The organism is Pseudomonas sp. TNT2022 ID642, assembly GCF_028656995.1.
Classification (GTDB): Bacteria; Pseudomonadota; Gammaproteobacteria; order Pseudomonadales; family Pseudomonadaceae; genus Aquipseudomonas.
The window spans coordinates 178,915-192,455 of sequence record NZ_JAMDGW010000012.1 but is presented as its reverse complement, the minus strand read 5'-3'; the positions used below and the strand labels follow the sequence as shown (position 1 = coordinate 192,455).

The following is a 13,541-nucleotide window of genomic DNA, read 5'->3' as shown; positions in this document are numbered from 1 at the left end:
TTCACTGAATCCATAATCGACTCGGTCTTTCAGGTCGATGTATCCCCCAAGACACCTCGGTCGGCTCCCTCTCCCTCCGGGAGAGGGCTGGGGTGAGGGTCTGCCTTCAAACAACTCAATCCAGCCAAAAGCACAGCCCCCACCAACAACACCCCAATCCCCAAAAACGCCCCAACCCCCACCACAGTCAAACTGGAATACAGCATGTACAGGCACAACCCGAAAAACAGCAGCGGCAACAGCGGATACAACGGCACCTTCACCGGCCGCGACACTTCAGGAAAACGCCGCCGCAGAATGATCAGCGCCACGCTGCTCAAACTCAGAAACAGCCAATAAACCGGAGTCAGGTACTCAACCATGGTGTTGAAACCGCTCTGAGTGAAACTACCAAACAGCACCAGCAACAACGCCACCGCACCTTCCGCCAGTAACGCGTTGCGCGGTACACCATCGCGGTCGTCCCAGTCGCCGAAACTGCGCAGTTGCGGCACGTCGCGCGCAGCGGCGTAGGTGGTGCGGGCGCCCACCAGCAAGGTCGAGTTGATGGTCGCGATCGCGGCGATGCCAACCATCAGCAAAATCAGCAGAACACCCGGTGCACCGAATGCGCGGTTCAATAGCTCCACGGCCGGGGCATTGCTGGCGGCCAGACCAGCGAATCCCAAGCCCTGAACGAACGCCCAATTCAGCGCCAGATAGATCACCATCAACACGTTCAGCGCACCGAGCATGGCAATGAAAATCCCTCGTCGGCCATCACGCACTTCTGCCGATAACGTCGCCGCGTCGCTCCAGCCACCGAACGCCAGAAAAACAAAAATCATCGCCGTCGAGAAGCCGGCCATGCCAGTGTTTTGCGCAACAGGCGGGACACTCGGCGCAGGTGGTTCGATGCCTTGCCACGCCAAAAAAACGCCCGCGCTGGCTATGCTCAAAAAACCCAACGCCAACAAACCTACCAGCAAGGTCTGGGTGATAAAGCCGATGTGCTTGCCGGTGAGATTGAGCAGCACCAACGCTGTAATGATCGCCCCGGCAAACAGCCCCGAGCCGTATTGCCCCAGCGGCACCACCGCGTTGACGTAATCGGCAAACATGAACGCCGACAAGGCAATCCACCCGGTGTGCATCACCGAAAACCGCGACCAGGCGAACAAGAATCCCATACGCTCGCCATAAGCGGTGCGCAGAAAGTGATAGTCACCACCCGGGTGCGGAAACGCTGTGGCCATCTCGGCAAAACACAGCGCACCGATCATCGACGCGACACCACCAAGCACCCACACCAGGTAGAAATGCTCCGGTCCGACGTTGAGCGCCACGGTCGGCGCGGTTTTCAGGATGTCGGTGGTGATCACCATGCCCAGCGTGATCAGCAACGCCTGAAAAACCGGCAGATGGCGCCCCGGCCCCGCGTCAGAAACCATAGGTGGCGCGGGCGTAGTAGTAAGCGCCGTTGGTGCCGATTGGCGACAGTACGTCGTACGGCAGGTTGCCGCCGTAGTTGATCGCCGAGCCGGAACGTTCCGGGTAGTTGTCGGTGAGGTTGTTACCGCCCACCGCGATGTTGAATTTCGGCGTGAATTTGTAAGCCACCTCGGCGTCCAGTTGCCACACGGCACCGTAGGTTTGCTCCGGTTGCGAGTCGCCGAAATCGAACACGCGAGTGGTCTCGCCCTGGCGCGTCAAGCGTCCGAGCAGGCCCCAGTGTTCGCTGGCCCAGTTGGCGGAAAAGATGAAGCGATCCTTCGGCGCAGCGTCGGTCAGAGTGTTGGTTTCTTCGACGCCAACAAGGGCGTCATTGCCAATGCCCAGCGCCGTCAGTTGCGACGGTGTGCCTTTGGTGCTGGTGACTTTGGTGTGGTTGTAGGTGTACGCGGTGGTCAGGCCCAGTTGCCCTTCGTAGAACGGCTGATGGTAGTTGAGCACCAGTTCGGCGCCGTCGGTGCTGGTGTCGGCGGCGTTGGTGAAGAAGTTGACGTCGTGCACGCCAGCAACGCCGAAGTTGTCATTGATGTAGTTTTCCAGAGCATCGCTGCCAATGCGTTGCGACAGAGTGATGCGATCTTTGACGTCGATGCGGAATACATCCAGCGACGCGTCGAAGCGCTCGTTCAACTGAAAGGTCAGGCCGAGGCTGAAGTTCTTCGAGGTTTCCGGATCGAGCTTCTCGGCACCCAGCGCACGGGCGATCGGGTCGTTGACCGAGAGCACGCGGATATCGGTCAGCGTACCGCCATCGCCGAAGTTGCTGGTGGTGTTCTGGAAGCCGCTCTGGGCCAGCGACGGCGCACGGAAGTTGTTCGACACCGCGCCACGCACGGCCCATTGTTCGGTGAGCTTGTAGCGACCGCTGAGTTTGCCGGTGAGTTTGCTGCCGGCGTCGTCGTAATGCTCCCAGCGCGTGGCGGCGTCGACGAACAAGCGATCAGTGAGATCGCCGGACAACTCGGCATAGGTGCCGAACACGTTGCGATCCAGATCCGACTCCTCGCTCGGGCGCAGGCCATTGGCGCCGTCCGCCCCGGAGCCGATATACGAGGCCTCGTCACCGGCATAGGTCAGGTAGTTTTCGTAGCGGTATTCACCGCCCACCGCCAGTACGAACGAGCGCTCGCCGAAACGCAGTTCACGGCTGAAATCGAGGTTGCTGGTGGTCTGGCGCAGCTCGTAATCGCCGGTGTCGAACTTCGTCGGCGAGTCTTCGCCGAGGCTGACGTTAAGCGTGCGCCGGGTCGAACCCTCGAAGCGGTTGCGACCGTGGGTGACACTGCTGTCGAAGTCCCACTCGTCACCGATCAGGCCTTTGAACCCGGCGGTGGCGGAGACGTCCTTGTTGTCACCGAGCGATTGCGGCAAGTAGCCGTTGGGGTAGAACTGCGGCTGTTCATACGGATAACGATAGAACTCGGCACCGGTGGTGTGCCGCTGGTTAAAAGTGCCAAAGCTATAAGCCTTGCCGCCGGCCAGTGGCAGTTCGCTATTGAACCAGAGGTTGACGTCGCGCGCGACGCCGTCGCCCATCACATAGTTGCGCTGGCCGGGGGTATCGGCAAAACCATCGAAACCGGCGCGGTTGGTCGGGTTGCGATCCTTGTATTCGGTACCGCCACGAATAAACCCGCCCTCCTCGCCCAGGCGCGTGCCGATCTTCGCGGTGGTGACGCTGTTCTGGCCGTCGGTGGTGGTCTTGTCGATGGCGTCCTGACGGGTGTGATAGGCGCCATAACTGGTCGACACTTCGCCGCCCTCGGGCGCGTCGTCGAGAATGATGTTGATCACCCCGGCAATCGCATCGGAGCCGTACTGCGCACCGGCGCCGTCACGCAGCACTTCGATGCGTTTGATCGCGCTGAGCGGGATCGAGTTGAAATCCACGGGGGCGGTACCGCGCCCGATCTTCGAGGAGTCGTTGACCACCGCTGACGTGTGGCGACGCTTGCCATTGACCAGCACCAGCACCTGATCCGGGCTCATGCCGCGCAGTTGCGCCGCACGCACATGGTCGGCGCCACCGGAGTTGGATTGGCGCGGCAGGCTGAAGGATGGCAACAGCGTCTGCAACGCCGCGCCCAACTCGCCGTCAGCGGCGCCGGCGGATTTGAGGTCTTCGGCGGTGAGTACATCGACCGGCACCGGAGAGTCCAGCACCGTGCGCGAAGTGCCTCGGGTGCCGGTGACCAACACCGTGCCGAGTCGGGATTCGCTGTCGGCGCTGACGGAAGTTTCTTCGGCGTTAGCGGGAAGTTGCCAAATAGCGGACACAACGGCAGCCGCCAATAATGAACGGGAACGGTAATGCATATAACAGCTCCTTGAATCGCAGTTAATACCCGGCCGTTGCCGACAATAAAAGTGCGGCAAGCAATGCGCGGCAATGTCTGCTGTAGTTTTGGATTTCTGGAAGGCAGTGAAGGCTTTTTTACGGTGAGTTGCAGTTTCCCCAGCGTGAGTCGTTCCCCCTTGAAACTCGATGCTAGACGAGCGGCTGCGGGCCGTAAAAGAACCAATAACGCTTAGGTTAGATCGCTCTAAAAAGTTGTTCTTAGTTCAACAGAAGTGTTGCTGAGCCAACACCTGAAGCAACTAACCTACAACTAATCAAGGTGCGGAATACATCACCCTGTGGGAGCGAGCCTGCTCGCGAAAGCGCTGGATCAGTCACCAAAAAGGCAGCTGGCCCGGCCCCTTCGCGAGCAGGCTCGCTCCCACAGGTTGATCGTATTCCAATGTTTCAACAGGCTGCGCCCTGGAGACTTAATCGAACGCTTTCTCCAGCCAGGCATCCTCGGCAATATCCAGTTCATCTCCACTGAATCGCTGCTCGGCAAACGGATCAGCGTGCAGGTGAAAGCCGTTCTGCTCCCAGAACCCCGGTTGTTCCTGATCGACAAATTCAAGCCCGCGCAGCCACTTGGCGCTCTTCCAGAAATACCGCCCCGCCACCACCAGCCGCAGTGGCCAGCCATGTTGCGCGCTCAGAGGCTGGCCGGCGTAATGGGTGGCCAACAGACTGTCGGGGTGTAACAGATCATCGAGTCGCAAGTTGGTCTGGTAATCGGGATCGGCATGAGCCATGACGAACGCCGATGTCGGTTGGATATCGAGCGCCTGCAACAAATCCTGCAGATGCACCCCGCTCCATTCGGTGTCGAATTTCGACCAGCGCGTCACGCAATGGATGTCGCAGCGCAGATGCCGTTGCGGCAGCGCCTGCAGATCGGCGTAACGTAATTCCATTGGCTGTGCGAGTGTGCCGAACAGGCGCAGCGACCAGTTGGCGAGGTCATATTCCGGTACTGCGCCTTCGTGGAGAATTGGAAAACGCTCCGTCAGTACCTGCCCCGGGGGCAGTCGTTTACCGAATGCTGGATCGGCTTTCGGCGAACGGCTTTTGCGTAAGCGGTCAGCTTTGTTGTGCATAGTCACTCCATTTTCAAGGGTGCCCCCAATCTCCTGTAGGCCTTCGCCTGCTCGCGATAGCGGTGGATCAGCCGGCAACAATGTTGGATTCAAATCCGCTATCGCGAGCAGGCGAAGGCCTACAGGGGATCGTTGTCGGTAGGAGGATCTAGTTGGCCACGGGAATCCACGGGGCCCGCGCGACATTCGCGGTATCACCAAAGCTCGGGAGCTTCTGCGCCAGATCCCGAACGTTTTTCACATCCAGATCCAGCAACTGCTGACGGGTGATCAGCGTCGGCGGTACCAGTACCTGATGCCCCGGATTTTCCCCGGCAATCAACATCGCCAGACTGCGCACACTGATCGCCCCGGCCACTTGCGGGTTGACCGCCGCCGTCGCCGCCCAAGCGCTGTCCGGTTCTTTCATGATCTGAATATCGGCGGTGGAAATATCGGCGCTGTAGATCTTCACCTTGCTCGTCAGCCCTGCTTCGTCGACGGCGATTTTCGCGCCTTTGGCGAACTCATCGAACGGCGCAAAAATCACGCTGATGCCCGGGTTGGCGCGAAGTACGGCGCTGGCCTGATCCGCCACCGAGTTGGCGATCGGCGGATTCAGCGTGCCGAACCGCGCCTTCTCGACGATCCCCGGATTGGCCTTCTTCACCTGACTCCAGATTTCGTCGCGGCGCTCCATCGGCGTGAAGCCGCTGATGTAAACGTAGCCGGCATCGAACTGCGTGCCGTTGTCCTTGATGGCCTGATCCAGCGCCAGACGCGCCAGCGCATGGTGATCCTGCTCGACCTGGGTCACTTGCGGGGTGTTCAGATCGACATCGAAAGCGACGACTTTGATGCCTTTGGCAATTGCCCGATCAATCGGCGCTTTCAGGGTTTCGGCCAGGCCGAGCTGAACGATGATGCCGTCGACGCCGAGATCGATCGCCTGATCGATCATCTCGCCCTGGCTCGCCGCCTGCTGGCGGGCATCGAATACGCGCAGGTTGGCACCCAGCGCTTCGGTCTGTTTTTCCACGCCACGCAAGTACGCCTCGGGGAAGTCCCCGGAGAACAAGTAACCCACTAGCGCGATCTGCACCTGACCTTTGTCGAACGGCGCCGGCGCGCCGGGCAAGGCTTTGGCCTGAGCGCTCAGTGCCATCGCCGAAAATAACGCACCGGCGAGGCAATGACGGGCGAACTGAGTGATTGAACCGTGCATACAACTTCCTTGCATAAAGCGGCTCAACGCGCCCGATGCGCGAGGCCGAACGTGAACATCAGGGCCAGCACCAGCACCAGTCCCTTGACGAAATCCTGCGCGTAGTAAGGCGCGTTAAGCATGGTCAGACCATTGAGCAGCGCCGCCACCAGCAGCGCACCGACCAGGGTGCCAAAGGCATTGGGCTTCTTCGCGCCAAGTACGGCAAAACCGATCAGCGCCGCGCCGAGGGCATCCAGCACCAGACCGTTGCCCGAGCTGACGTCGCCACGACCCAAACGCGCCGCCAGCAACAATCCGCCGAGCGATGCGAGCAACGCCGAGAGCACGTAAGCCAACAACTTGAAGCGCTGCACCGGCGCACCGGCCAGTCGCGCCGCTTGCTCGTTGCCACCGATGGCATAGAACAAACGACCAATGCGCGTGCGCTCGAGAAACAGCCACACGGCTAAAGCGACTGCGGCGGTAATCAGCACGGGAATCGGCACCACCTCCCACAACCGCCCACGCCCCAGCGCAAGAAACGCGGCACTGAACGTGCCTTCGGTCTCTTCTCCGCTGGGCAGCGTCATGCCGACCGCAATCGAGCGCCCGCCAGTGGGTATTAGCTGCACGCCGATCACCAGAAACATGCTGCCCAGCGTCGCGAGAATGTCCGGCACCCGCAGTTTGACGATCAGCCAGCCATTGAGCAGGCCGACCAGCGCACCGCCCGCCAGACTGATCAACACCGCCGGCACCGCGCCCCAGCCGAGCACGACCATCACGTAACTGGCGATCATCAGGCTCATCGCCGCCACCGCGCCAATCGACAGATCGAGGCCGCCGACGGCCATGGTCAGCGTTACACCCAGCGCCAGCAGCGCAACAATCGACACCGATTGCAGGATGCTGAACAGATTGCCGACGCGCAGGAATGCCGGCTCGGCCACACTGAAAAACACCACAATCAGCGCCAGCAGCCATAACAGGCCATAACGGATCAACCCGTGCAGCAGACGTTCGGCGCGTGCCGGCTCGGTCGATAACAGTGAACTTGAATCAGGCACTCGCTCTGCTCCTTGGCGTGGCTTGAGGGGAATGTTCGGTCACATCGCTGCCGGCCAGTGCGGCCACCAGATCAGCACGATTGAGGCCGGCGCGCGGGTACTCGGCCACCACGGCGTGATCGCGCACCAGCAGGATGCGGTCGGCGATTTCCAGGGCTTCATCAACGTCGGCGCAAATCACCAGCGTCGCCCGGCCCTTGGCGCTGTCGCGCAGCCGTTGGCCGATGTCGCGGCGGGCACGCACGTCGACGCCTTGAAAAGGCTCGTCGAGAATCAACACCCGCCCTTCGCCGAGCAGCCAGCGGCCGAGCACGACTTTTTGTTGATTGCCGCCCGACAGCGCAGTCATCGGCACATCGATACCGGCAGTCTTGATCCCCAGCGCCGCCACTTGCGCCTCGACCGCCGTGGCCTCGGCGCGGTTGCGGATAAAACCGCCACGGGTGAAGCGCTCAAGAAACGGCAAGGTCAAGGTTCGACGCAGTGAGAAATCCGCCACCAGCGACTGACTGGCGCGATCTTCGGCGGCGAAGAAAACCCCGCTTTGAATGGCCTGTCGCGGTGAGTCCGCACGCCAGTCAGCGCCATCCAGTTGCACCCTGCCAGAGGCCGCTTTACGCAGGCCGAACAACACCTCGGCGATTTCACTTTTACCGGCGCCCAACAGGCCGGTGAGCACCACGACTTCGTTCTCGTGCAGGGTCAGATCGAACGTGGCGGAGCGCGGCAGGATTTGCATCGTGCTGAGTTTCAGCACCTCGCGCCCGGCCACGCGTGGCTGGTAGACATGCTCGGCCAGCGTAAGCCCGAGCATGGCGCTCACCGCTTCCGGTAATTGCCGCGCCGTGAACTCGCCCGCGAACTTGCCATCGCGCAGAACGATGGCGCGATCCGCCACCCGCTGCAGGTCGGAGAGTCGATGGGAGATGTACGCAATCGCCACTCCACGACTGCGCAAGGTGTCGATCAAACCAAACAACCGTTGCACCTCGGCATCGGAAAGCGCTGCCGTCGGCTCATCCAGAATCAGCAGACGCGGCTGCAAGGCCAAGGCGCGTGCGAGCACCACCAATTGCCGTTCGGCCTGACCGAGATGCTCGATCGGCTGCTCCAGCGGCAAGGTCAAACCCAGCCCGGCGGCGATGCTCGCGGCGCGCTCCAGCAGGCGTTGGCGATTGAGCCAGAAGTCCGCGTCCGGCTTGCACAGTTCATCGAGCAGGAGGTTTTCCGCGACGCTTAAACCCGGTGCGATGCCCTCGTTGATTTGCTGGTGCACCGCGACAATGCCAAAGCGCCGCGCCGACAGCGGCGAACTGAAATGCCGTGGCGCGCCCTCCAGCCAGATCTCGCCAGCGTCGGCGGTCTGGCTGCCGGCCAGGATCTTCACCAAGGTTGACTTGCCCGCGCCATTGGCACCGAGCAGCGCCACCACTTCAGCGGGATAGATGTCCAGGCTGACCGCGTCCAGCGCCCGGCTCGCACCAAATATTTTGCTCAACTCACGTACACGAATCAGCGGCTCACGGGCCACAGCGACCGGCACACTCATACAAATCCTTAGCGGCGATGCGCCAGCGAACGAACCAACCGATCGCCCAGGCTTTGCACGCCCTGAACGAGGATCACCAACACCACCACCGTGGCAACCATTACTTCATTGTTGAAACGCTGATAGCCGTAACGGATTGCTAGATCACCAAGCCCACCGCCACCGATCACCCCGGCCATCGAGGAAAACCCGATCAACATCACCAGCGTCAAGGTGATCCCGGCCAGCAACGCCGGCAGCGCTTCGGGCAACAGCACTTTGAAGATCACATGGCCGATGTCACCACCCATGGCGAGGATCGCTTCGATGCGGCCCTTGTCGACTTCATCCAGAGCGTTCTCGACGATGCGCGCGAAGAATGGAAACGCACCGATGGTGATCGGCACCACGGCGGCGGTGCTGCCCAGCGTTGTGCCGACCACCAGCCGCGTCAGCGGGATCAGGGCAATCAGCATCACCACGAAGGGCAGTGAGCGACCAAGGTTGACCACGCTACCCAGAGCAGCATTGAAGCGCGGCATCGGCAGCAGTCCGTCGCGGCGACTGATAAACAGCAACACGCCCAGCGGCAAGCCGATCAGCAGCGTGAACAGTCCTGCGAGCAGAACCATGTACAGGGTTTCACCGGTGGCGTTGAACACCAGTTGCAGGATTTCATCCCAATTGACCGTGCGGTTCATGAGTGCGCCGCCCGTACGCCGTATTGCTTGAGAAAACTCAGACCCGGCGCATCGTGGCCCAGTGGCAAGCCACAGGTCGGCCGCAGCGAAGCGCCCAGTTGCGATTGCGCATCGGCCAGCAGCCGTGGCACCGGCCCGGCCTCGACCAGACGCCCGTTGGCCATGAATGCGGCGTGATCGCAGATCGACTTGACCACCTCCAGTTCGTGGGTGATCAGCACGATGGTCACGCCCAGTTGCCGATTGATGTCGCGCAGCAGTTCGAGGATCGACGCGGTGGTTTCCGGGTCGAGCGCACTGGTGGCCTCGTCCGACAGCAGATAGGCGGGCTCCGCAGCCAGGGCGCGGGCAATGCCGACGCGCTGTTTCTGGCCGCCGGACAGTTGCGAGGGAAAGGCCTGCGCCTTGTCACTCAAACCGACCAGTTCGAGCAGTTCGCGAACCCGCACATGACGCCACGGCTTGCCGACCTTGGCGATCTCCAGCGGCACCGCGATGTTGTCGAACACCGTGCGCGAATGCAGCAGATTGAAGCCTTGAAAGATCATGCCGATGCGCTGGCGCTGCTGGCGCAGTTCGCTGACCGACAGCGTCGTCAGGTCGATGCCATCCAGCAGAATGCGTCCGCTGTCCGGTCGTTCGAGCAGATTGAGGCAGCGCAGCAGCGTCGACTTGCCCGCCCCGCTACGCCCGAGAATCCCGTAGACCGCGCCGTCGGGAATGCTCAGCGAGACCTGATCGAGTGCCGCTTGCGCGGCCGAAGGATAAGTCTTGCTCAACTGCTCGACGGCGATCATGGCTTGCCGCCCGCCACCGGAATTACCGAGCCGGCGAAGTTGTCGGTGATGTATTTGGCGACCTCGGGCGACGTCAGGTCCTTGGCCAGTTGCGCGATACGCGGATCGTGTTCGAGCTTGGGCGTGGTCACCAGAATATTGGCGTAAGGATTGTGCTCGGCTTTCTCCAGGCCCAAGGCATCCTTGGCCGGTACCAGGCCTGCGTCGAGCGCGTAGTTGCCGTTGATTACGGCCAGATCGACGTCGTCCAGCGAGCGCGGAATCTGCGGCGATTCGATCTCGAGAATCTTCAGCTGTTTCGGGTTTTCGGCGATGTCCTTGGGCGTTGCCTGATCCGCCGCCGGGTCGTTGAAGCCGGGTTTGAGCTTGATCAGGCCGTTGTCCTGCAACAGGTACAGCGCGCGGCTCAGGTTAGTGACGTTGTTGGGCACGGCAACGGTGCCTTTGACCGGCACGTCGGCGAAGCTTTTGTGCCGGTGCGAGTAAATACCCAAGGGTTCGATATGCACCGTGGCCGCCACCGCGAGCTTCTCGCCGAGGGCCTTTTCCTGGGATTTCAGGTACGGCAGGTGTTGGAAATAATTGGCGTCGACATCACCGTGTACCAGCAGCTCGTTGGAGTTCACGCCGTTGGGGATCTCGATGACTTTGAGATTGAGTTGCGGATCGATTTTCTGGATGTACGCGAGAATCTGCGCGTGGGGCACAGGGTCGGCGGCGACGCGTAACGGCTCCAACGCCTGCGCACCGAACGACGTCACCAGCGCGCCGAGCACGGCCAGGGTCAAACCTGCTTTCTTGATCATGTGCGGAGTCCTTGAGCGAGTGATGAGTCAGGCGGATTTACGAACGGGCGGTGGCGGCAGTAGCGCATCGGCGTAGAAGCGTTGCGCGACATCGGGATGCGAGCGCAAACGCCCCTTGAGGTAGTTCCAGCCGACATCGCGAAACAGCGGATTGAGCGGATCACTGGCCGGCCCGCGCGCCTCGCGCAACAGTGCGGTGGGCAGCGGATACAACGGCACCACGGCATCCAGTTGTGCGCCAAGGAAGAAGGCGATGGACAGGCGTTCGCTACCCGCCGGAGGTGAAACTACGCGATGCACCGTGGCCCGCAGATAACCGTTGCTGGCCAGTTCGAGCAGTTCGCCGATGTTCACCACCAGGGTGTTCTCACGCGGCAACGCGTCGATCCAGCGGCCCTCTTCGATTTCGACCTGCAGTCCGGCCTGTTGGTCTTGCAGGAGGAAGCTGAGGAACCCGGAATCCTTGTGCGCGCCGACGCCCTGGTGGCTCGACTCGCTGGACTGGCCGGGATAGCGCATCAGTTTGATGTGTTCGTTGGGTTTGTCGCCGTAGAGTTGATCGAACGCGTCGGCGCGCAGCGAGAGTGCCTGAGCGAAGGCGCGCAGCAGGCGCAACGACATCCGCGTCATCGCGTCCTGCCATTCCAGCAGCAAAGGTTTCAGTTCCGGCAGTGCCGCCGGCCATTGGTTGGGACCTTGCAGCCGCGCCCAGAACGGGCTGTCAGCCGTCAATGGCAACGCCTCGCGCTCGGCGCCCAGATCGAACTGTTCACGCAGATCGGGCTGGCCACGGGTGATCTCCGAGGCGGCCCGGTTGTAACCGCGAAAGTGTGGTGAATTGATCATGCCGACGGCGGTTTTCTCACTGTCGGGCAAGGCGAAGAACTGCCGGGCGTGGGCTTGTACTTGCTTGAGCAAGTCACTGTCGATGCCGTGGCCAGTCAGGTAGAAGAACCCGACGTCACGGGCGGCGTGGCGCAGGTTTTCAAGAAATTCGTAACGCTGTTGCGCCGTGCCTTCGAACAGCGACAGGTCCAGCGTCGGCAATGTGGAGATATCGAGGGTATGCGGCATGATTCACTCCCGTGTGAATCAAACCTGAAAAACCTGTGATCGATTCAGCGTGTGCCGTCATGGCAATCGGGGGTCTATCGGTTTGATGCGTTTTGATTCGTCGTTGCGACAAAACTAAACGATCTTAAAAATACTGAGCCAATATCTTTTTCGCATTACCTTAGGCCTGATTTCCCCTCACCCCAGCCCTCTCCCGGAGGGAGAGGGAGCCGACAGAGTTGCCTTGCGTTATGCGTCGACCTGAACGACCGGGTTGGATTCGGTACAAAACGTTCAGGTCGGAGCAACGCTCAAGATCACCTCGGTCAGTCCCCTCACCCCAGCCCTCTCCCGGGGGGAGAGGGAGCCGACCGCGTTGTCTTGCGGTATACGTCGACCTGAAAAAAACAGGGTTGGATTCGGTACAAAATGTTCAGGTCGGTGTAGCACTCAAGATCACCTCGGTCAGTCCCCTCTCCCTCTGGGAGAGGGCTAGGGTGAGGGAACCAGTCGACGCGGTATCAAGCGTCTTGCAACGCACGCGGCCGTTGGCTGCGTTGTTCGGCACTGGCGTCCGGCGCCGGTTGCAACTGGAAGTCGAACTTCAGCTCGGCATAGCGCCCCGACACCGCATCTTCACAGAACACCACCTCCCCGACCAACCCTTCACGGGTCGCATAAGCGAAGTCATCCCACAAATATTGATCACCCGACAGATTGATCTGCGTCGTCAGGTGCCGATGCCCGGGTGCGCTGATGAAGAAATGCACATGGGCCGGGCGCTGACCATGGCGGCCGAGCTGGTTCAGGCATTCCTGGGTAGGCCCTTGCGGGTCGCAGCCATAGCCGGATGGCACGATACTGCGAGCGCGGTAACGGCCTTCGGCGTCGGTAATGATGCGTCGGCGCAAGTTGTACTCGGACTGGCTCGGGTCGAAAAACGAGTACGTGCCCTTGGTGTTGGCGTGCCACAGATCAACCGTGGCACCGGCCAATGGCTGGCCATGCAGATCGAACACCTGACCTTCAAGAAGCATCACGGTGGCGACGCCCTCCTCGCTGCCGTCATCCATGCGGCACTCGCCTTCGCACAACGGCGCGCCGGCCACGTACAGCGGGCCTTCGATGGTGCGTGGCGTGCCGCCGGTCATGCCAATCTGTGCGTCCTTGGCGTCCTGTAGCAGGTCGAGGAAGTGCTCAAGGCCGAGGCCGGCGACCAGCAGTCCGGCTTCGGAACGAGCGCCCAAACGGTTGAGATAATCGACCGCTTTCCAGAACTCACCGTCAGTGACTTCCAGGTCTTCGATGATGTTGGCGCTGTCCTGCAAGATACGCAGGACGATGGTTTTCAGCCGGGAGTTACCGTCGTCGTTGGCAAAACCGGCGGCTTCCTTGAAGAATTTCTGCAGCTCGGCGGTGTGGGCAATTTTCACGGTCATGGTGGTTACCTCATCTTGTTGTTGTGTCGACGCAGTTC

At 61.1% G+C, this 13,541-nt stretch carries 11 protein-coding genes; all 11 read right to left on the bottom strand.

Going from position 1 to position 13,541, the window contains the following annotated elements; all coding sequences use genetic code 11:
• Positions 1 to 29: 29 nt before the first annotated feature.
• Complete coding sequence (locus M5G26_RS13105; protein WP_273915634.1) at positions 30 to 1,430, bottom strand: APC family permease; 1,401 nt, start codon at positions 1,428 to 1,430, stop codon at positions 30 to 32.
• Positions 1,420 to 3,807, bottom strand: coding sequence for a TonB-dependent receptor plug domain-containing protein (locus M5G26_RS13100; RefSeq protein ID WP_273915632.1), 2,388 nt, complete (start codon positions 3,805 to 3,807; stop codon positions 1,420 to 1,422). The genes M5G26_RS13105 and M5G26_RS13100 overlap by 11 nt, the downstream gene beginning before the upstream one ends.
• A 453-nt stretch (positions 3,808 to 4,260) precedes the next feature.
• Positions 4,261 to 4,926, bottom strand: coding sequence for a sulfite oxidase-like oxidoreductase (locus M5G26_RS13095; RefSeq protein WP_273915631.1), 666 nt, complete (start codon positions 4,924 to 4,926; stop codon positions 4,261 to 4,263).
• Between the two features lie 148 nt (positions 4,927 to 5,074).
• The gene (locus M5G26_RS13090; protein ID WP_273915629.1) at positions 5,075 to 6,130 is read right to left on the bottom strand and encodes a substrate-binding domain-containing protein; all 1,056 of its coding nucleotides are present in this window, start codon (positions 6,128 to 6,130) and stop codon (positions 5,075 to 5,077) included.
• Between the two features lie 23 nt (positions 6,131 to 6,153).
• On the bottom strand, positions 6,154 to 7,179 hold the full coding sequence (locus M5G26_RS13085) for an ABC transporter permease (RefSeq protein ID WP_150729088.1): 1,026 nt from the start codon (positions 7,177 to 7,179) through the stop codon (positions 6,154 to 6,156).
• Positions 7,172 to 8,728, bottom strand: coding sequence for a sugar ABC transporter ATP-binding protein (locus M5G26_RS13080; RefSeq protein ID WP_273915624.1), 1,557 nt, complete (start codon positions 8,726 to 8,728; stop codon positions 7,172 to 7,174). The genes M5G26_RS13085 and M5G26_RS13080 overlap by 8 nt, the downstream gene beginning before the upstream one ends.
• A gap of 8 nt (positions 8,729 to 8,736) precedes the next feature.
• Positions 8,737 to 9,408 carry a methionine ABC transporter permease gene (locus M5G26_RS13075; protein WP_122598975.1) on the bottom strand — a complete coding sequence of 224 codons (672 nt, stop codon included), beginning with the start codon at positions 9,406 to 9,408 and terminating at the stop codon, positions 8,737 to 8,739.
• Positions 9,405 to 10,205 (bottom strand): methionine ABC transporter ATP-binding protein, encoded by an 801-nt coding sequence (locus M5G26_RS13070; protein ID WP_273915622.1) that lies wholly within the window; start codon positions 10,203 to 10,205, stop codon positions 9,405 to 9,407. Before M5G26_RS13070 ends, M5G26_RS13075 begins: the two co-directional genes overlap by 4 nt.
• A complete protein-coding gene (locus M5G26_RS13065; RefSeq protein WP_077572497.1) occupies positions 10,202 to 11,011 on the bottom strand; it encodes a MetQ/NlpA family ABC transporter substrate-binding protein in 810 nt (269 codons plus the stop codon). The genes M5G26_RS13070 and M5G26_RS13065 overlap by 4 nt, the downstream gene beginning before the upstream one ends.
• Before the next feature lie 27 nt (positions 11,012 to 11,038).
• On the bottom strand, positions 11,039 to 12,085 hold the full coding sequence (locus M5G26_RS13060) for an isopenicillin N synthase family dioxygenase (protein ID WP_273915620.1): 1,047 nt from the start codon (positions 12,083 to 12,085) through the stop codon (positions 11,039 to 11,041).
• A gap of 500 nt (positions 12,086 to 12,585) precedes the next feature.
• Positions 12,586 to 13,503, bottom strand: a complete 918-nt coding sequence (gene catA / locus M5G26_RS13055; protein ID WP_273915618.1) for a catechol 1,2-dioxygenase — start codon at positions 13,501 to 13,503, stop codon at positions 12,586 to 12,588.
• Between the last annotated feature and the right edge of the window lie 38 nt (positions 13,504 to 13,541).